This window comes from Pirellulales bacterium (genome assembly GCA_033762255.1).
Lineage (GTDB): Bacteria > Planctomycetota > Planctomycetia > Pirellulales > JALHPA01 > JANRLT01.
This window is the reverse complement of record JANRLT010000025.1, coordinates 68,802-89,302: the sequence shown is the minus strand read 5'-3', so window position 1 is coordinate 89,302 and position 20,501 is coordinate 68,802. Positions and strand designations below refer to the sequence as shown.

Below are 20,501 nucleotides of genomic sequence, written 5' to 3'. Positions count from 1 at the left end.
CCCAGCGGGCGGCACCGGTCGGGCTGGGCGTTGCGATTCCCGCGCATCGCGCGGTGGCGGACGGACAAGACTGCTTCCCAGGCGGATACGCTGGAATCGTTGGTCCGGCTGTATGAACAAGCGCAACGCGCGGAGGGGAATCAGGCAAAAGTTGACGCGCATGGCTCAACGGATCCTCGTGAAATTACCGAACAAGGCCAGGGAGGCCGCCTTACGGCAAAAAAACCAGGACCGGGAACAGCCTCCGCGGAAACGACGGAGGGGAACAAGCCCGCTTGGTCGCAGCAATCATTCTGGGAAGGCGAGGTCAATTGATTGTTCCACCTAGCTGGCGGACATTTCCGTGCTAAATCACCTTGATTATGTCATAGCGCTGGCTGCTTGTACTTGGTTATACCATTCACAAGGAATCATAGCGCAGCTTTTATCCGGATTACAAGAGTTTGCAACTCCGTTGGAGTAGGGGGGCATTCGTTATTACCCTCTCACCCAGGGTTGTTCGCTGCGCTCCAACCACTGGGCTGCGATACGGAACCGCTTCGCGGTAAGCTTTTACCGCAACGCGGTTGTGGTACTCAGCCCAGGGTAGTCGCGTAGCGGTTACCCTGCGAATTTTGCAAGCCAAAAATTCAACCGCAACGCGGTTGCGTAATTCCGAAATTACCCATCACAACTTCGTGCCTTTACGAAATGCTTGCTGCGCTAGATTTATCAAGGACTGGTATTACTTGGCCTGCAATTCCAACATCGCCTCTCCCATGGCGTGGCCGATGCGCATGAACCAGATCGCGCTTCCCAGGTAATGATAGGCAAAATCCCCGCCGGTGCGGTCCCATTCCTCGCGCTTTTCGCGCCAGTGGGGATAGAGCTCTTCGGCGGCCTTGTCCACCAACACGTCGGTGCGGATGGATTTCACATTTCCCGCGAATTCCGGCTCGTGCATGACGGCCAGTTGCGCTTCTTGAATGGTCAGCATCGCGCCGGTGGCGGGCTGGGAGCCGTTTTGGCCCATGGCGGCGATCACCACGGGCAGCCGCGGCGCGTCCAGGTCCTTGCGCACATCGCGGATTAAGTGCCGCAAATTCTCGGCGTATTCTGTTTCCGCCTGGTTATATTGATCGTTCCACCCCTGGAACCAGACAAACCCCGCCAACTCAAATTTTTTGTCCGCCAGTTCGGGAAATAGCTTGCCCAGTTCCGCTTTGGTTTGGCGGACTTCGGCCAGCATGTCTCGATAGGACGCTCCATAGCGGGATTTTATGTCCTCCAGCGTGGGGAGCGGATCTTGCTTGTTTTGCTTTTCGTTATTGGCCGCGACTCTTTTTTGATTTTCCGCCAGTTCCTGTTGCAGTCGTTCCGCGGAGGGCAAACCCGCGCTGGGGGGGCGAAAGTTTTTTTGTAGCGAATGTCCCCCCCAGGCGGTTTTGATCAGCAGCACCGGTTCTTCAAAGTGATCCCCCAGCATTGTTCCCAGTTCCAGTTCCACGCCGGTTCTGTCGGGAGAGCCATATCCCAGGGTGAGCGGGCCATGCCGATCAAAAAACTTGATGAACACATCGTCCCGCTTGATCCAGCCGTCCCCATTGCGCAAATGGGCAAAGAGCTCTTTGGTGGCGGGGGCCTGCGCCTGATATTCCCATAATTTATTGGGAGCCTTTCCCTCCATGTTAGATTGGCCAGCCAGAATAAAGACCTTGACCGTGTCCGCCGCGTCACAGGGATTTGCCACAAAAGCGATACCGCAGATCGCCGCGCACCAACAGGATAAGGCCAGCCGACGAAGGATCATGGCAAACTCCAGGATGAAAATACGGAACGGACCAGGGTAGGGTCAATGCGCTGGAGTTGAGTCGGGCAAATCAGCCGACGGGCGCGAACCCACGGTTGGTAAAAGGCAAAAACCGTGGGTGAGCGCCTTCTGGTTGGGCCGAAAACGAAGCGTTGACCGAGCGCCAGGGGAATAAGCATTGATGCTACCAGCCCGGCGTGCATGAGGCAACCAGCCGGGCATGTCGCGCTGGCGAATTAAAAGCGCGGAGGCCGCTCCACCGTTTGGCGAGCGCGGGGGCTAATGTCAAAAGAGGTGGCCGGAGCGGTCGCGGGCCGGTCCAACCATTGAAGCTGCCCCACCAACCGTTCAGCGTCGGTCGCCCCCGCGATCAGCCGCGCCTCCCACAAGGTGCGCAAGGTCCCCGAATCGCAAAACGCCTCGGGCGGAAAACAGCTCAGCAGGCTTTCGGCAATTTGTCGATTGAGGTCGGCATTGGCCGTGGCGGGAGGGGGGGAATCTTGAAATGTCGCCCGAAACGACGCCAGCAGCCACGCCGCGCGGGCCTGGGGAACGGCGCTGACCAGCGCGCCCGTCGGCCATTCCTCTTTAAAATCAATCAGCCGCGCCGCATCATGGGCAAATTCGGCGACATCGCCGCTGATTTGCAGTCGCGCCAACAACACATCGGTCCAACGCTCGCACCTCCAGCGCAAGCGGTTTAAAATTTGTCCTTCGTGCGGGCCGACTCCCTGATAATCCAAAATGAGTTCCAGCACCCGTTGGCGACTGGTGATATGGCCGTTTAGGATGCCGCGGGCGATGGGGCCGCCATCCGTCTGGCCGCAATGCCGATCATGCAGACACATAATAGCCGCCCACAGCCGGGATAAAATTTCACCCGTGAGAATTTCATCGCAGACCGCCTGAATAGCCCGCCAGCCCGGTCCGTTAAATCCAGGCTGAGTTGTGAAGTTTTCCCGGAGCCAGATTAACTCCCGGTCCCACCGGTCCAGTCGGCATTTGCAGGCAGCCCAATACCGCGCGAGTGATCCCGCGGGGAGCGCCGCGCGATGCTCCGCCAAAATGGGGCCTTGCCAAGTCAACAGTTCCGCCAAATTCAATAGTTCGCGGGCGTGCATAATTCCGGTGCCGGAAGGGAGATAAATGCTGCCCCAGGGTCCCCTCGCAGCCCGAGGGGACCAGGGCTGCGAGGGAACCGGGGCGAATCCCAATCACAAAGGGGCCGCATCCTGGCTGGCCCGTCAGTTTAGTAAGGCAGATGCCGCGCCGCGGGCGTGGCAACTTGCCAGAAAACCTGGTCCATCGACGCAAGTAGCGGCATTCAAAGAAGTTACGGTTAAATATTTCCGCCGGACAACTACCTGGGATTTTGGGAGCGAAGAGTCCATGTTGCCAAAACACCACATTTCCGCAACCGTTGGTGGCAAATGATGGCAAGAAATAATGCCATAAAGAGTGCTATGAGCGAATAGAGACGACTAGTGTCAATCCTGCCAATTCGCGTTATCCGTACGACTAACCGTTGAATTCTAGATTAGTGTGCGCGGAATTGATTGGCAAATTCAATTGTGGGCCATCGACGTTTGATCCTTTGCGGGCCAAAGGCCCGGCCTATCCCAGCCTAGCTGCCTGTTGAAAAATCCTTAGTTGACATAATTTATCGTGATTTTGTTGCGCGTCAAAAAAACAACCACTGGCCGGGTAAGTCGTTTGAGTTACGATAGGTGGCAAAGTAAACTTCGTTCGGTTTGAAGTTGCAACCTGATCCAGGTTTAACAGAAAAGCAATTGAACCACTAATCCGCACTGATCTTCGCTAATCCAGACGGAATTTCCAAGGTAAGCGGACCGTTTAGATCGATTGCGGTGGCAAAATATACTCTGGATTAGTGTTGATAAGCGAAGATTAGTGTTCACAAATTCTTCTTCAAGAACCTTTTTCACCTTTCATTTGCGATCTGTTGAAAAGTAATTGCTGATACAAAATGCCGTGGTTTTGACGAACAAACAGCAACCAGTTTCCATGCATGCGGTTTGAATTTCAACAGGCTACTAGGAGTTATTCCAGGGTTCCCCGTTCGCGCGCGTGCCGCACAACGTCACTTCGCAGCCGAGCGCGGCGGCACAGGCGGCCTTGGCCAGGACCAATTGATCCGCGGCGGCGGCATCGGTGGCGTAGGCCACCTGAATATGGTTGCTTTTATGCCGGGCCATCATTTGATCCCGTGTGATGCCATAAAACACCGTATGCATGATCGGCCATTGGGGAGTCGTCGCCCGCCACCGGCGTTCGGTCTCTTCCGGGGGAAGGGCGATCGCCCGCGCGCGCCCCAGATCCAGCTTTAGTTGTTGGTCCTCGATAAAAAAGCGAGACCAGACGATCTCGCCCGGTTTGCTGATCCCCTTCAGCGTTCCCCCGCCCAGGCGAAAGTACATGGGTGGCTGGCGTTCGCTGCTGGCTCCGGCATAGCCATTGATAAAATGTGCAGGGGGCGCGGCACCGCTGATCAGCAGGACCCACACATAGTCGGCGGTCGTGCCGGTTGGGTCGCGGTCCCCCCAACGCAGATCGTGCAGCGTGGTTTCAACCGGCTGGCCCAAAGCCGCGTGCAGGCGATTGGTCAATAGCGCGTCCAGTCCCGCGCACTCGTCCACTTCGTTAAAGTGGGGGATCGCGCGGTCGGCAAAGAGCACGCGCTGTCCATCGCGCCCGCGGACCGGCGGACGATCGGCGTTATTCAGGAGTCCCTCGACCAGATCGCTGGCGGGAAGCAGGTCTTTGAGTCCTTGTTGATACTGGATACCGATGGCATCGCAGCCAAAATCGTCCGCCAACCGGACCGCCGCGATATACATTTGGCACTGGCGGAGGATTTGGGCGTCGGTCAGATCGCTCGCTTCGTCCGGACCGGTGACAAAAGTCATCCCCCGCTGTTCTAGCCAGGCGCGCACCTCCGCCGCCTCCGCCGGATCGACCTGGGTGGTTTCATAATAGAGGGCCGATTGGCTAAGTCGTTCCTTAAATACGCCCGTGGGGTGTAAAAGCTCATCGGGTATGATGGCGTTAAACATGCCCATGCATCCCTCGTCAAAAACGCCGAGGATGGCTTTTTGCAGGCGCAGATTAACGGCGATTTGCGTCCCGAGTGCGCGGCAAGCGGGCGGAATCTTTACGTGGGCCAGAGGTTGCACATGCGAAGCGTCATGCCGCACCGTGCCGTTCGCTAGCCAAGACCGCAGTTGGGTGGTGAACCGTTCATCGGTAAAAGTTTCGCTCCAGAGCGTGGAGTAGGGGATGCCCGCCTTGGTCAAGGAACCGTTAAGGTTCAGCATGCCGACCAGGCCGGGCCACTGGCCCGACCAATTTGCCACGGTGAGGATTGGTCCGCGGTGCGTGGTCAGCCCCGCCAGGACATGATGCGAATATTGCCAGACAGCCTCCGCCACGATCAACGGCGCGGCGGGGTCCAATTCGGCAAAGACCCGCATTCCTTCCTTTTGCGAACTGATAAATCCATGCCGCCGATGCTCACAATAAGCATGCCCCCGCGACAATTTATAACCGCAAGCCGCCACCGCGCGGGCCAGGGCCTGCTCCATGTCGTGTTGCGCTGGCCAGCAGACTTGATTGGCCGATTCGCGTAAGTCGCCACTGGCCACCAGTTGCACGCGCGGCGGGAAATCGCCAGGGGAAGCAGAAAATGTCAACGGAAGTATCCCAAAAAAAAGAGAGGTTGGGTTGGTAAGTATAGAGCGTGTTAATCCGACTAATTCAACCAGGGAGCGGGGGGGATATGTTTAATACCCAGCCAATCGGCCAGTTGGGATTTACCGCGCATCCCGCGGATCAGTGATTCCCACAAGGCGTCGTTGGCGGCAAAGATCTGCGCGGGTTCGGCCGCGTGCACATGCCACCCGCCAGCATTCAATTCGTCTTCGAGCTGGCCCGGCCCCCAGCCGGCATATCCGCCAAACAGCCGCAGGGGATCGGCCTGCTGCTCTAGCACCTCGCGGATTTGTTGAATATCAGAAGTAAAGTATAATTCCGGCAGTACCTCGATTTCGCTTTGATCGGGGATCTGGTGCAGGGCCATCAACGGACCGCCGCAGGGACCGCCGACATACAGCGGCGCCTCCAACGGGCAAGGCTCGTTGCACAGTTTTTCCCAGACAGTGTTAAATTTGAGGGGGGCCTGGCGATTGAGCACCAGCCCCACGGCCCCTTCGTCATTATGGCGAACGATCAACACGACCGTCTGGCGAAAATTCGGGTCGAGCAATTGGGGGACGGCAATCAACAACTGGCCCACAAGTGTTTTCATTCCCCCATTGTGCGCGGAAAATCCCGCCTTTGCAAAGTGGAACCCCTGGCAAAATGCCGTTAAAAAAAGTCCACCAGCCCGGGTGGTCAAGGCCCCGGGCCGGTGGGAGTGGAATTTACCCCTAGCGGCAACGTTGGTTATTTTTTGCGGGTGTAATGGATCCGCATGGCCAGGGTTTCCTTGCCATCGGGGCCGGGGCCATACATCTCAAAAATTTCATGGTCGGCGTCGGTCATTTTGGTGACGGTCCGGCAGGCCATCTCTTTTTGGTGCATGGGGCAGTACATCGTCCCTTTGCATTCCACCAGCATTCCCCCCTTAGACGGGGTGCCATGGCCAACCATGGTGCCGGTCCCCATCGAATCAATCCAGACCGAGGTGTACTTTTTTAAATTGTTGTCATAACCCAGGGTCATGATCCCCTCAAAAGGCATCCCGGCCATCGTCCCCTTAAACTCTTCCTGTAAATATCGCCCCCCCATGATCATCGAGCGCTTTGCCGTGGCGGTGGACTTTTCCACCGGCATGCCAGGCATAAAGTGTTCGACCTGGGCCTCCCACTCGCCCACCATTTTGGCCAGTTCCTCATGGTGTTTGCCCGGTTTTGCGCTTTCTAAATACGCCTGCAGGGCGGCCGCCGCATCCGGCGCCGCTGCCTTTGCCGCGGGATCGGCGGCATGCACGACCAAGCAACCACCCACCAGCATACCCGCCGCCAGCAAAGCGCGGCACCATCCGGCATACAACGATTTCATCTTAAAACTCCTCTAACAAGAAAAGGGAACGCGCCCCAAAATATGAACATGCGTGCAGTATATCAGATTTTGCCGCTTTGGCAAGGGAATTTGAGAAAAATAATTTTCTCCCTGGCCCGCGGGCAACGCAAGACTTTTTTAGCCAAACTTAAGGCAGTTTTCTAGGCAAAATTCACCGGTTGGTTTTTTGTCGCTCCGCTCCCTTGACACCGCTGCTCGCGGGTTGCACATTGAACAGAGAAACTTGTTTGCGATTTATTATCAAAGCATTTTGTTTTGATGAGCGGTGGCTTCTTTGCGTTTTGATCGTGGCCCCTTTTGTCACGCGGAATTCTGCATGCCGGCCTTGCCACCAGCCAAACGCCATGCCCGCCAAATCGCCACGCGACTGCGGCGGCACTATGGCACGGCCGAATGCGCCCTGCGGCATGATTCGCCGTTTCAATTGCTGGTCGCGACCATTCTTTCCGCCCAATGCACCGACCAGCGGGTCAATCTGGTCACGCCGGCCCTCTTTGCAGCGTATCCCACGCCCGCCGATCTGGCCGCCGCCAGCTTGAAACAGATTGAGCGGTTGATTCAGTCGACCGGTTTCTTTCGCAACAAGGCCCGCAATATACAGGCCTGTTGCCGCGCGCTGGCGGATCAACATGGCGGGCAGGTCCCAAACCAGCTCGACCAACTGACCAAATTGGCCGGGGTGGGGCGAAAAACCGCCAATGTCGTCCTGGGTACAGCCTTTGGCATTCCCAGCGGCGTTGTCGTGGACACCCATGTCGGACGCATCAGCCGCCGCCTGGGCCTGACCCCCCATACCGATGCCGTCAAGGCCGAACAGGACTTGATGGCCTTGCTGCCCCGGTCAAGTTGGATCGACTTTAGCCACCAATTGATCCATCATGGGCGGGCCATTTGCGCCGCGCGCAAGCCCCAGTGCGAGATTTGCCCGCTGTTGGATCTGTGCCCCAGGATTGGCGTGGCGCCACCGGCCGTAACCGCGCGAGACAGAGCCCAAAGTTTGCCAAAAGAGCGAGTCCCCGTGTTAAAATCCACGAAACATTCCCGACCGATACTTTTGAATAAGGTGCAGCCATGATTTTGTCAGGCGCGGAAATCCACCGCCGGCTGGGGGAGGATATTTGCATTGATCCGTTTGAAGAAAGCCGCCTCAACCCCAACAGCTACAACCTGACGCTGCATGACGAGCTGTTGGTTTATGAGGAAATTGTGCTCGACATGAAAAAACCGAATCGGGTGGAGCGGTTGTACATTCCGCCCGAGGGGCTCATCCTGAATCCCAATCAGTTGTACCTGGGCCGGACGGCGGAACGGACCGAGACGCACAATCTGGTGCCGATGATCGAGGGGCGGTCATCGATTGGCCGGTTGGGGCTATTTGTGCATGTGACGGCGGGCTTTGGCGATGTGGGCTTTTGCGGTTACTGGACGCTGGAGATGTTTGCCGTGCAACCGGTCAAGATTTATCCCGGCGTGCCGATTTGCCAGATCTTTTATCATCAAATTTGTGGCACGATCAACGAGTACCGCAGCAATAAGTACCAGCATAACCACGACATCCAACCCAGCCTGTTGCACAAGGAGTTTTTATCCGAGAAAGAACGGGAAGCGCAGTTGACGCTATTTAGCGGCGAGCGGTAAGGCGGCAAGTGGGTAGTGGGGCGAGAGACGAGGAGTGGGATACGAGTGATGGGAGGCGAGAGAAAATGTAGGAGGCAACTCCGTTGCCGAATCTCCCCGTAACGGCGCATTTTACTTTTTAGCGGCGAGCGGTAAGGCGGCAAGTGGGTCGTGGGGCGAGAGACGAGGGGTGGGATACGAGTGATGGGAGGCGAGAGAAAATGTAGGAGGCAACTCCGTTGCCGAACAACAGGCTGCACCCCGTAGCGGCGAGTTTTACTCGCCGAATTTCCCGTAGCGGCGAGTTTTACTCGCCGAGTTTCCCGTAATGGCGAGTATTTCTCGCCGAATTTCCCGTAATGGCGAGTTCTACTCGCCGAGTCTCAGCTATCGTTCCGCGCTGCTAGTCGGACATGCCGCGGGTTTACTGGTACTTAAACGCGGTTATCAAGGAATGGCTTCCCGCCGCTTCACGGCCCAGGAACAAGTTCCTGGGGTAGCCGTTTTGATCATGAGTGCTAATCGGGAGTACCCGGTTTTCACATTTCTTCTTGGATCGGGGGCGAACGAAGCAATCGTTACCTCAAGCCTTCTACTTTTTTTCAGTTTTGCCCGTGTCATACTCGGTTGGCATGAATTTTGGCACAGAGCGACGATGTTCGTTATAGGATTTTCCCTTGCTTTTCGCCAATATCATGCAAGGCCTTCAAGCAGGACTTCCGGACGCGTCGATCAGTGTCATTTAGCAATCGCTTTAGCAGCGGCACAACGGTGCTTGCGACTGCTAAATTACTAGCCAGCATATCGGCAGCCATTCGACGCGTCACAACATCATTGGATTTCAGGCCATCATCGATAATTGGAATTATGCTCTCCAAATGCCCCTCTACAGACCACAAAGCTTGAGCAAATAAAATTCGTGTGCGAGTGTCCATTTGCGGAAGTTTGCTTTTCAGAATTGATGTAGCTTGGTCAGATTTAACGCTACTCTTTTGAATCGCAATCGATATTTCAATCGCAGCGTCCGGATGTGCATCAAGAACACCTGCAAGCGCATTAGTGATTTCAATCGTGTCGACGCCAAGTCGTCCAATTGCCTGGATAACCATATTTCTAACCCACTCGTCATAGTCATTAATAAATGCTAGTAGCTGTGAAATACAAGGCTTACACTCGGAACTCGCGCCGCGAAGTGCAATAGCCGCTGAACGTCGAATTTCAACCCTTGAATCACGAAGCTGATCGATTTTTAGTAATGCTTCCGGTAAACTAAGCCGTGGAGGTTGGTCAAAGCGGTGCCAAGACCAAACTGAAATCGCGAGTAAAAAGGCTATCGCTGCAGCGGCATATAATAATGCCCACATTAGACCTCCAACGATCGCACCTAAAACCATAGAGGCCATTGCTACGGAAACTAGTAGCAATGGGCTTGGTACAAAAAAAGGCTTGAAGGAAACCATGATGGCAACCGTTCACAAAGTGCATGAGAATTGTGTTGGCGATTACTAATCTGCACAATAGCACAACACCAAACCCATCGGACGATCTGGATTCAAATTCTGTAAATAGCAGATGAAACGGTTCATGTACCCAAGGTTTATTTTACCGCCACCAGCACATGTGCATACACACACGCAATTCGGTCCTTTTATGGCAATATAAACAGCTGCACCAATCGTCACAACACCTGCTACGATTAACCGGGTACCCCAGGAACTTGTTCCTGGGCGGCGCAGCCGCAAGAAGCATTTCCCAGAAAAAACTCACCATCCGGATTCATCTCTTCCAGACCTAGTCACACTCCACCCAGCGGATCGGCACGGCGGGGTGGCACTGACGAATGCTATGCATTTTGATTATAGCCATGCCCTGTTCTTGCTGATAGTCATTTCCTTGCACCCCCACGAACAACCAAAAACTTGGCCATTTTGTAAAACAGTCGGGTGCCACTGGTGGAACACCAGTGCCGAGACGGGAACTTGATAATTTGAGACGGATGGAACTGCGAGAAAGTCTTGACCATAAATTTCTAAGCTATTAGCAGTGGCATACCCTTTGGCTAAGCACTGTCAAAATGACAGTGGCACCCCAAGTTTTTTGAAAATGGCTAAGTCTGGTGCAAGGAAATGGAACCGGCAAGAGCAGGGCCAAGACTTGCTGAAAAGGAAAACTTCAACGGTGCCACCCCGCCGTCATTTTGGGGTTGCACTTATTTTGGCACAGGGCGAACTCTTCGCAACTTGTTTTATTCATCCACCAAGTGCTTGTAGGTGCTGCGCATAAATGATAATTGCAATAAAGCCAGCAATCTTTATGATTGTGCCAATTATAGTTTCCTGATTGGCTATATACGCAATTAAACGTGATAAAATAAATATACAAATGCTAGTTCCATACATTGGTGTGTAATGATACAATTCATGGGAACGTACTGGTGTGTATAAGAAAAAAATCGCACAAACTAGCAACATGCTTTCAGCCAATGAGGCAATCTGCAGAGTGTAACTTCGCGAAGAAAAAGCTAGTTCGGCAAGGTTACTTTTCATAGTACGGGATAGGGTTGCAAAGGATGATAGGGAAATGGATTGGGTTGCGGTGGAGGATTTGCCGGCACCGAACTGTTTATTGGGTTGTGAGGCGGCGGGGTGGCACTGACGAATTTTCTCTATTTTATTCTAGCTTTGCCCAGTCCATGCTGACAGCCATTTCCTTGCACCCCAAGAACAACCATAAACTTGGCCATTTTGTGAAACAGTCGTGTGCCACTGGTGGAACACCAGTGCCGAGACGGGAGCTTGATGATTTTAAACAGATGGAACTGCGAAAAAGTCTTGACCATGATAATCTAAGCTATAGGCAGTGGCATACCCTTTGGCTAAGCACTGTCAAAATGACAGTGGCACCCCAAGTTTTTTGAAAATGGCTAAGTCTGGTGCAAGGAAATGGAACCGGCAAGACAAGGTCAGCACTGGTTGTAAATGGAAACTTTAACGGTGCCACCCCGCCGCGACCCAGGAACAAGTTCCTGGGGTACCCGTAAATTGTTAGGTGTCCCGGTGTTATCCGTAAATGTCACCTTGGTTTGGCGGCCCAGGGCGTCATGGGTGTAGCCAAACGTGTTAAACGTGGTCCAAGAGGCCCCGGAATTGGTGGAGGTTTAGGCGAAATTTTTTTTAATTGCCATTTCCAAAGTACTTGACAAAAGTACAGTTATATGGTATGTTGAGTCGATCCAGCTATGGCGGCTATAATTCGTTTTTAACTCGGCGGGTGTGCTGTTGCAGCTTGCTTAGCATTTGTTCATGCCTTGTTTCCACACACGGGAGACCCCCTGATGGCCACGCTTACTTGGCACGGACATGCCACCTGGACGGTACGGACCGGCGGACACACCCTGCTCGTTGATCCTTTTTTTACCGGCAACCCCGCCGCCAACCAGACAGCGCATCAGGCCAATGCCGATGTGATCCTGGTCACGCATGGGCACGAGGACCACACGGCCGACCTGGTGGAGATTGCCCGCCGGACCGGCGCGGCTGTTGTGTGCAACTGGGAAATCTCGGAGTGGTTGCGCGGCCAAGGGATCGATAACACCGTCCCCATGAACATCGGGGGGACGGTCAAGTTTGACTGGGGAACGGCCAAGATGACCCCCGCGCTGCACAGTTCGTCCTGGCCGGATGGAACCTACGCCGGCAATCCGTGTGGCTACCTGCTGACGCTGACGGAAAACAAAACCACGATTTATTTTGCCGGTGACACCGCCCTCTTTGGGGATATGACATTGATTGGGCGGGGGGGGATTGATGTGGCGGTGCTGCCGATTGGCGATGTCTACACCATGGGCGTGGAGGATTCGCTGGTGGCGATTGACCTGCTGAAGGCCAAAAAAGTGTTGCCGTCCCATTACAACACTTGGCCCCCCATCGCCGTCGATGCCAATCACTGGGCGACACGGGTCGGACATGAGGCAAACGCCCAGCCGATCGTACCGCGGGTGGGAGAGGGGGTGGAAGTTTGAAGTCAATTAAGAATTACGAATTAATAATTAATAATGCAGAACAGCTTGTATAATCAAGAAAATGCGATCGTTGCTAGCATGCTAGCTCTTTTCTTTACCCCCTAAACTGCTCTAGGTTCCCGCGGCACCGCCAGCTAAAATCTGGCCCGCTTTTGGCCGCGCGATCGCGGTCGCTCTCCGTCCGTTTACGGAATTATCCCATGCCGCACGCCCCTCTTCGTATTTTCGCGCTATCCTGGATCCTTTTGGGTGGCATGGCGAGTCTGGTTCACGCCCAGGGTCCGGGCGTTCCGGCGACGGTGCCCCCACAAAATCAGCCACAGCCCAATCAGCCGCAACCGTATCGGCCGCAACAAAATCAGGCGCAACCGAATCGGCCGCCAGTTTCTGCCTATCCGTCTGGCAATTATCCCGCGCCGCGCCAGCCAGCGGGCGCGGTGCAACCGGCCAATTTTCAGCAGCCGAATGTGCAAAATTTCCCCCCCACGCCGGGTCAGAACGCCGGCGCGGCACAGCCCGTCCTGCAACCGGGGCAACTCTTGCCCGCGCCCGCCGGACAGTTACCCCCCGCGGTCAACGGCCAGCCCCAACTGCAAAATGGACAACAACCGTTGCAAAATGGCCAATTGCCATTGCAGAACGGCCCTCCCCCGGTTGGCCAGCCGCTGCCGGGCATCCCTCCCGTGGCGATTCAAAAGATCAACCAACCATTTCAACTGACGCCGCAGCAGTTTCAAGAGCTCGAACAGATCCTCGACGCTTGGGAAAAAACCAGCGCCCAGGTCAAGACGTTTCAGTGCGACTTTACCCGCTGGGAATATGATCCGGTGTGGGGCCCCGCCCAAGGGCCAAAAACCGAATGCGCAGGCAAGTTAAAATACCAAGCCCCCGACAAGGGGCTGTTTCAAATTGTCACGCCCAAGATTTTTGATGCCGCCACCGGCAAAATGGTCGCCGGTACGGAAGAACAAATCGAGCATTGGGTCTGTGACGGGACGTCGATCTACAACGTCAAATACAAAGAGAAGGTGATGGAGGTTTCGACCTTGCCGGAAAATATGCGGGGGCAGGCGATTGCCGACGGGCCGCTGCCGTTTGTCTTTGGCCAAAAGAAAGACAAGATGCTGGCCCGTTATTGGGTGCGGGTGAACACGCCGCCGGACATCCAGGGAAAGGAAATCTGGCTAGAGGTGTTTCCCAAATATCAGGCGGACGCGGCGAATTATATGAAGGTCGATGTGATCCTGAGCGCGAAGGATTTGTCGCCGCTGGCGATCCAGACCCACGACCCGGGGGGCAAAAATCGGACGGTTTTTCGTTTGTCCGGCCACGCGGTCAATGGACTGTGGGACAATTTTATAACAAACTTTATTGAGCCCAAGATGCCGTGGGGATTTAAAAAGGTCGTGCTGAATGATAACCTTCCGCCAGCAGCGCCAAACAATCCAGCAAACAACCAGGCGCAGCGTCCGCAACCGGGCCAGCAAGGATTTTTGCCCCAGCCCCCCGCGGGCGCGCCTGGCAATCCGGGGGTGGGCGCGAATCCCTCTCCTAACACAAATCCGGGCTTGGGCGTCAATTTGCCACCCACTGGACCAGGTACGAACGCGGCTCCTCAGAATTTTCCCGCGACGAATCCAGCGACGAATCCCAATGCTCCGGCGGGTACTGTCACCCAATTCCCGCGCGGCAACGCACCGTCTCCTGGTCAACCTGCCCCTGGTCCGTATAACACCAACCCCAGCGCGACCCAGCCACGGGTGGGGAACGTGCCGGGGAGCTTGCAGCCGCGTTAGGGGGGAGAGACGAAATACGAATGCAGATTTTTTGCTCAAGCACGTTCACGCCGATTAGCACGCGTGGCCAATTAAACTGCCGCGTAGCGGCGGTGGATGCTAGCCGGGGGTGCCAACCCCCGGAATGGCATGCGTAAAAAGGGCACAGCCGCGCAGCGGCGAAGTCATTCCCACAGGTAACGCTCATCGTAATCGACTTGGTGCTTTTTCAAAAGTAATAACAGTTCTTCCTGATACGCTATTTCCCGATGATGTTCTGGCTGTGACAGAATGTATTTGCCAACAATGTCCGCATTGGATTGACTAACGGAAAAAATCGCGTAGCCATCTTGCCAATGAAATTTGCCCGCCCCTCCATGTGTTGCATTAATCCATTTGGAAGAATTCGCCTTCAATTGGCGGAGTAAATCAGGAATAACGATTGTTGGTTTAAGTTTTATTAGCAAGTGCACATGGTCGGCAACACCTCCGATTTGAATTGGCAACCCCCCTTCTCCCTTGATGATCCCTCCTAAATATCGGTGTAACTCTTCCCGCCAAGAGGAATTGAGACAGGGCAATCGCTGTTTGGTGCTAAAGACCAGATGATACAGCAGATTGGCGTATGTGCCTGCCATGAAATTATGTACCACGACTTCGCCGCTGCGCGGCTTTGACTTTCTACTTATCTTATCCGTGGGCTTGCGCCCACGGCTACGATACTGTACCGCTGCGCGGTGGATAATGCAATTTTTTCTTGAATCAGTCGCACAGCGGCGGACGGATTCTAGCCAGCGGTGCCGACCTCCGGTATGGCTTAGCTTGCATTTTACTCCAGCGCGTGCAACCGCGCGATTCCCGCCATGAGACTATTGCCGTCATCGCCACCAGCCGCTTGGAAATAGCGGTCGATTTGTTGCGCGTTATTCCCGTCCGCATCAGGTGTCCATAGCAATCCCCGCTGGGCACAATACAAAAACGGTCGATTGTTATATGGATCCAGCGGCAGTTCGGGAGCAATGCCGGACGAAACAATTTCCTCTAATGCAGTTGGCCGGCGCTGATGTAGCCGCTCAAAGATCGCGCAGAGAAACCGCTGATAGCTCAGCCGGTGCTGCATGACCGTCAGCCGATAACGGTGCATGGCGGTAGGTTTGCCGATCTGCTGAAGCAGAGCCTCTTCCAGCGAATACTCGTTGTAGGATGTTTCAGATACCCGCGAAGTCTCGGACTCTTCGCCAAGTGACTCCCCGCGAAGCTGTGCCCGGTAAATCGCCACCCAATTGTCAGCGACATTCACTGCGCAGTTTTCTTCGCCCGGGAACTGTTCAAGTGGCCCGCTCAGCAGATCGCGGCTCAGTTCCGGTTCGTGAAGGCAAATGCGTTCATTGAGCAATTGCTCGAATACCGCTGTGCGATCAAGCGGCAGCAAGCGAGTGGAGTTGCCCCGCGCGAATCGCAGCAGTTCTTGGTGCCAATTCGACTGGCGCGCGGCGGAATCGCTAGCCAGTTCCCGCATTATCGCGCTCATTTCTCCGGCAATCACGGGATCGGGATGAATTTCACTGGCTGGTTGTGGCTGCTCTAGCGGATGCTCGCTTTGTCCCACCACGCCAACTCCAAATATCGCCAGGTATTGATTGACGATATCGCGGCATTGCGGCAACCGCGCCAGCGCGCTCAATCCCCATTCCTGGAACTCCACTTGCCGCACGCGGTTCTCGCCCGGCGGTAGTAATGCCGCCGCGCGATACAGGGGCACCAGCCCGGAAAGTTTATCAGTAGCATAATCGGGATGCCGCGCCAGCCAGTCATACAGATTAGCAAGGATATTGCATATTCCACGGATAACGAGAAAATCCATTTGATACATCTTGCCCGCGGCCAAGCGATCGGCAATGGCCAAACCGCGGGAGATTGTTTCTTGCACCGCATTCCAATCCCGTTCCCTGATTTGGGCATAACCCAAAAACGATAGCATCAGGATCGCTTTGCGTATATTGATGTCGATAAGTCCAGCTTGAAAATTGGAGTCGTATTCGAGTTCCTGGGACTTGTACGTGGAAATATAATCACACTTTTCCGGCAGTCGCTTTAGTCGCGCTAGCGATTCAAAATGAGCGTCCAGCCAGACTTTTACTTTGCGATATTGGTCCTCGTCCGGCCAGGGTATGAGTTGGTTTTCTTTCAAGTCCCATTCTTCGTCAAGTTGGCCGCGCTCGTCGGCGGTAGTCGTGGGCGTGGCGTAAAAGTCGGTGTAGAGCTGCAACGACTCATTGATCTCCCGCAGTTCCTGCGCGCCGTTCCGCGCGTCGGACGGCAAAGGGGAGCGATAGCGGTACCGCTCGGGGATTTGGGCCACATATTCGGCATACGTCCGCGCCGCCTGGTCGTGATCATAGACCAACTGTCGCAGTTCGGGCATTTTTGGGCGACTAAACGGCCACAGGCGGGAAAAGAAAGACATGTGTACCCCTGATAGACGGTGCCTGCCGCATTCCTACTTCGCCACTACGCGGCTTCTGCTTCTTTGTTTTACCCAACCTTGGGCTTGCGCCCACGGCTACGATACTGTACCGCTGCGCGGCGGGAAATGCAATTTTGCTCTTTCATTGCCGCGCAGTGGCGGCGGAGCTAACGCCCAGGGGTCGGGAGTCTCGTTAGAATCAGCCTGCTTTGCCGTAAACTTTGGCATCACTTCTTAGTACCGCTCCCCCAGCGCCTAACGCGATTCTATTCTCAACACTGCGGTGGCCCGCGACTGATTTTTACGCTCCACAGGTTGTGCGGATCGCAGTTTTTACGCTCCACAAGTTTTGCGGGACAAACATTCCCCACCACAAATTTCCGCGAAAAATGAACATGATAGATCTTAGGGCGTACCCTGCCCAAATAAAAGTCTTGGTGTTCGCTCGGACTTGTGGCAAAATGCAATCCGCGACGAGTGATGCCACTCCCCCGGGTCGCCTGAGGTGCGCAATAGCCACGGCGACCCCTTTGATTACTTTTTTGGAAGGGATGATTTCATGATTGGGCGTGCTCTGGCGGACTTGGGGATCATCTCCTTGTGCGGGTTGATGTTATTGGGTGGGGTCGTACCCTCGCGCGGAGAACCGGCGGACCCCGCCGGCGCGGCGACTCCCGCCGAGGCCGCCATTCCTTACGAGGTGGCGGTTCCCCCATTGCCAAAGGACTTTCCCCCGCCGCGCGAGTATGTTTGTCCCAAGACGGCTGCGCCTCCGCGCATTGACGGCGCGCTGGACGATTCCGCCTGGGAGCAGGCCCCCTGGAGCGAGGATTTTGTCGATATCGAAGGCCCCGCCAAGCCCGCGCCAACCCATCGGACGCGCATGAAAATGCTCTGGGACGATCACGCGCTCTACATTGCGGCGGAAATCACCGAACCCAATGTCTGGGGGACCATCACCGAACATGACGCGGTGATTTTTCAGGATCCCGACTTTGAAGTATTTCTCGACCCGGACGGAGACCGCCTGCTGTATGGCGAATTGGAACTCAATCCCCTCAATACCACGTGGGACCTGCTGTTGCCCAAACCGTACAATGACGGCGGCCAGGCGATCAATGGTTGGGAAATTATCGGCCTGCGCACGGCCACGCGCGTGCAAGGAACCCTAAATGACCCGCGTGATCGGGATACCGGTTGGACCGTGGAAATTGCCTGGCCCTGGAAGGGAATTAAGGAACTTACCAAACAACCCCTTCCCCCCCGGCCCGGCGACTCCCAGCGGATCAATTTTTCCCGCGTGAACTGGGATGTGCAAACCGTGGAGGGCAAAGTGGTCAAGATACCCCAGCGGCCAGAGCACAATTGGGTCTGGTCCCCCCAGGGACTCATCAATATGCATGTGCCGGAGCGGTGGGGGCGGGTGAAATTCGCCCCGGCGTCAAAGTAACATCCGAGTTCCCTAACTCCATTTTGGTTGGTTTTCGGGTTAACGTCGCTTTCATGGAACATGGCTTCCCGCCGGGAAACCCACTTTTTTGGGGGGAATAAACTAGGTCTGGCCAGACGAATACCTTAAAATAGAGTAGTCGGTAAAAATCCTTAATTCTTCCCCCTTGAGCTTGTCCCTATCGTAGGTGCGTGCATGCCCCCCCGTGTTGTCCTTTTGCTACTGCTGGGCCTGCTGGGGTTGCTCTATCAGCAGAGTGGGCTTATAGCGGCGATCACGCCCGAACAGAAAAAAAAAGTAGAAGCGGCGGCCACAGCCCTGGGCAAGGTCGAGGCGCAACTCAAGGCGGGCAAATATGACGCGGCGGCCAAGCTGTTGCCCGCCGCACAGGATGCGCTTTTGGAATTTGCCGCCCAGCCGGAAATGGCGTTGCCTGTGGGCAATTTGGCCAAACGACTGGACGCCGCGCGGGGTGAGCTCGAACTGCAAGGGGTGACCATCCCCCCCTTTACTCTGCCGATGGTCGAAAAACCGGCTCCAGGGACCCCCGGCAAAGGAGGGGGCACGATCAGCTTTGTCAAGCAAATCGCGCCCTTCCTGGTGGCCAAGTGCGGCAATTGCCATGTGAATAACGCCCGTGGCGGGTTAAATTTTGCCAGTTACGAAGTCATCGAAAAAGGGTCGCAGGGGAAGCTCCTCTTACAAAAAGGGGATAGCAAAAATAGCGAAGGGGTCCGCGAGATTGAAAGCGGCAACATGCCCCGCGGCGGATTAAAGGTCGAACCGGCGGAACTGGCGGCCTTTAAAAAATGGATTGACGAGGGGGCCAAATTTGACGGTCCCGATCCCAAGGCCCTGCTTACCAGTTTGGTTCCGCGTGGCAACACGCCCCCGCCCATGCCCCTCGCGATGCCGATGTTGGACGTCGTGGCCGCGACAGGCAAAGAGACCGTCTCTTTTTCCCGGGACATAGCGCCGATTTTGACCAGCACCTGTTTTGATTGCCATGGAGAGGGGCAAGGGGCCGACCGGGGGGGATTGCGATTCAATCATTTTCGCAACCTGTTAAAGGGGGGGGATAGCGGCGCGATTGTCGTTCCCGGAAAGCCTGGCGATAGCCTGCTGATCAAAAAGCTCAAGGGAACCGCCGGCGAGCGGATGCCGCTTAACCGTGATCCGCTGGCGGACACCCAAATCGCCCTGGTGGAAAAATGGATCACAGAAGGAGCCAGCTTTGACGGCGGCGACGCCATGCTCAATCTGGAAACCGTGGTCGCCACGGTCAAAGCCAAAAGCGCGACGCACGATCAGCTCAAAGCCGACCGCCGCCAACAGGCGGAGCGGTACTTTCGCACGGCCGTTCCCGACGAGCAGCCCAAGATTTTTGAAACGCATAATGTCCTGGTCATTGGCAATTGCAGCGAGGATGTGCACAAACAAATCGGCGAGGCCGCCGACGCGCAACTCCGGGCGCTCGCCGTGCAATATAAAATTCCCAGTGACCAGCCGCCGGTCAAGGGACGCATCACACTCTTTGCCCTGCGAGAAAATTTTTATTATCGCGAATGGAAACTGGTCGAAGACCGCGAAATCCCCATTGGCTTGCATGGGCATATCCGCTATGACGTGATCAACGCCTATGGCGTCATCTGGCCTCCGGCAAAATCGAGCGATTTTTCGCTGAAACTCTTAGCCCAAGAGCAGGCCAGCGGTCTGTTTATTGGCAATTTGGGCATGGGGCAATTTCCCAGTTGGTTTGCCACGGGGGCGGGCAAGGTCCTGGCGGCGAAGCTCGAACCGCGCGACCCGCGGATCAAATATTTTGACAATAACATCGCCGCGGCGTTGGGTGGCACTCGCAACGTCGGCCAGTTACTGTCCAACAACGTGGCGGGAGAAGCCAACGATATCCTGGCGTACGGCTTTGTCAAAAGTGTCTTCATGGGCAAGAACACGAACTTTAATAATCTGCTGGCGGCGGTCCGGGGAGGAGCGAACTTTGAAGCTGCCGTAAGAAAAATCTATGGCGGCACCGTACCGCAACTGCTCAGCCAGTGGAGCGGCAGGCGCTAAACGCGCGGCCAGCTCCACAGCCGCCACAAGATTTTTTTTATTGGCCACAAAAATTTGTATTAGCCACAAGAAAAGCAAGAAAGGCAAAAAATGCGAATTGCAATAATATGCTAGCCAGGCGAATACCCCTTCAGATTTTGCAATATTTATTATTCTTGCAAATAAGCAACTCTTATCACCTATTGCTTTTTTTGTTATTCTTGCGGCAC

16 protein-coding genes are annotated in these 20,501 nt (G+C 55.2%); 7 read left to right on the top strand and 9 right to left on the bottom strand.

Annotated elements, in window-relative coordinates; translation table 11 throughout:
• Positions 1 to 315 (top strand): hypothetical protein (locus tag SFX18_07860; GenBank protein MDX1963053.1); only part of this gene is annotated, 315 nt, incomplete at its 5' end.
• Between the two features lie 409 nt (positions 316 to 724).
• Here SFX18_07860 and SFX18_07855 read toward each other — a convergent pair.
• The 5 genes from SFX18_07855 to SFX18_07835 form a co-directional block, all read right to left on the bottom strand.
• Complete coding sequence (locus SFX18_07855) at positions 725 to 1,789, bottom strand: sialate O-acetylesterase (protein ID MDX1963052.1); 1,065 nt, start codon at positions 1,787 to 1,789, stop codon at positions 725 to 727.
• A 236-nt stretch (positions 1,790 to 2,025) separates the two neighbouring features.
• On the bottom strand, positions 2,026 to 2,910 hold the full coding sequence (locus SFX18_07850; GenBank protein MDX1963051.1) for a hypothetical protein: 885 nt from the start codon (positions 2,908 to 2,910) through the stop codon (positions 2,026 to 2,028).
• 933 nt (positions 2,911 to 3,843) lie between these two features.
• Complete coding sequence (locus tag SFX18_07845; GenBank protein ID MDX1963050.1) at positions 3,844 to 5,499, bottom strand: fucose isomerase; 1,656 nt, start codon at positions 5,497 to 5,499, stop codon at positions 3,844 to 3,846.
• Positions 5,500 to 5,558: 59 nt separating this feature from the next.
• Positions 5,559 to 6,113 carry a YqgE/AlgH family protein gene (locus SFX18_07840; GenBank protein MDX1963049.1) on the bottom strand — a complete coding sequence of 185 codons (555 nt, stop codon included), beginning with the start codon at positions 6,111 to 6,113 and terminating at the stop codon, positions 5,559 to 5,561.
• A gap of 137 nt (positions 6,114 to 6,250) precedes the next feature.
• Positions 6,251 to 6,868 carry a DUF1579 domain-containing protein gene (locus SFX18_07835; GenBank protein ID MDX1963048.1) on the bottom strand — a complete coding sequence of 206 codons (618 nt, stop codon included), beginning with the start codon at positions 6,866 to 6,868 and terminating at the stop codon, positions 6,251 to 6,253.
• 337 nt (positions 6,869 to 7,205) lie between these two features.
• On the opposite strand from SFX18_07835, the gene nth reads away from it, so the two are divergent.
• Entirely contained in the window at positions 7,206 to 7,964 is a 759-nt protein-coding gene (gene nth / locus SFX18_07830) for an endonuclease III (GenBank protein ID MDX1963047.1), read from the top strand.
• Entirely contained in the window at positions 7,961 to 8,527 is a 567-nt protein-coding gene (dcd, locus tag SFX18_07825; protein MDX1963046.1) for a dCTP deaminase, read from the top strand. The genes nth and dcd overlap by 4 nt, the downstream gene beginning before the upstream one ends.
• 641 nt (positions 8,528 to 9,168) lie before the next feature.
• Here dcd and SFX18_07820 read toward each other — a convergent pair.
• Positions 9,169 to 9,966, bottom strand: a complete 798-nt coding sequence (locus SFX18_07820; GenBank protein ID MDX1963045.1) for a HEAT repeat domain-containing protein — start codon at positions 9,964 to 9,966, stop codon at positions 9,169 to 9,171.
• Between the two features lie 789 nt (positions 9,967 to 10,755).
• Entirely contained in the window at positions 10,756 to 11,052 is a 297-nt protein-coding gene (locus tag SFX18_07815) for a hypothetical protein (GenBank protein ID MDX1963044.1), read from the bottom strand.
• Positions 11,053 to 11,840: 788 nt separating this feature from the next.
• Between SFX18_07815 and SFX18_07810 the strand changes: the two genes are divergently transcribed.
• Together SFX18_07810 and SFX18_07805 are read left to right on the top strand one after the other, a co-directional pair.
• Positions 11,841 to 12,527: a metal-dependent hydrolase gene (locus SFX18_07810; protein MDX1963043.1), complete on the top strand. Its 687-nt coding sequence runs from the start codon at positions 11,841 to 11,843 to the stop codon at positions 12,525 to 12,527.
• A gap of 200 nt (positions 12,528 to 12,727) precedes the next feature.
• On the top strand, positions 12,728 to 14,323 hold the full coding sequence (locus SFX18_07805; protein ID MDX1963042.1) for a hypothetical protein: 1,596 nt from the start codon (positions 12,728 to 12,730) through the stop codon (positions 14,321 to 14,323).
• A 164-nt stretch (positions 14,324 to 14,487) separates the two neighbouring features.
• On the opposite strand, the gene tnpA is transcribed toward SFX18_07805, so the two are convergent.
• Positions 14,488 to 14,940 carry an IS200/IS605 family transposase gene (gene tnpA, locus SFX18_07800; protein MDX1963041.1) on the bottom strand — a complete coding sequence of 151 codons (453 nt, stop codon included), beginning with the start codon at positions 14,938 to 14,940 and terminating at the stop codon, positions 14,488 to 14,490.
• Positions 14,941 to 15,131: 191 nt separating this feature from the next.
• On the bottom strand, positions 15,132 to 16,769 hold the full coding sequence (locus SFX18_07795) for a hypothetical protein (GenBank protein MDX1963040.1): 1,638 nt from the start codon (positions 16,767 to 16,769) through the stop codon (positions 15,132 to 15,134).
• Between the two features lie 559 nt (positions 16,770 to 17,328).
• On the opposite strand from SFX18_07795, the gene SFX18_07790 reads away from it, so the two are divergent.
• Positions 17,329 to 18,219 carry a carbohydrate-binding family 9-like protein gene (locus tag SFX18_07790; protein ID MDX1963039.1) on the top strand — a complete coding sequence of 297 codons (891 nt, stop codon included), beginning with the start codon at positions 17,329 to 17,331 and terminating at the stop codon, positions 18,217 to 18,219.
• A 195-nt stretch (positions 18,220 to 18,414) separates the two neighbouring features.
• On the top strand, positions 18,415 to 20,292 hold the full coding sequence (locus SFX18_07785) for a c-type cytochrome domain-containing protein (protein ID MDX1963038.1): 1,878 nt from the start codon (positions 18,415 to 18,417) through the stop codon (positions 20,290 to 20,292).
• Positions 20,293 to 20,501 lie beyond the last annotated feature (209 nt).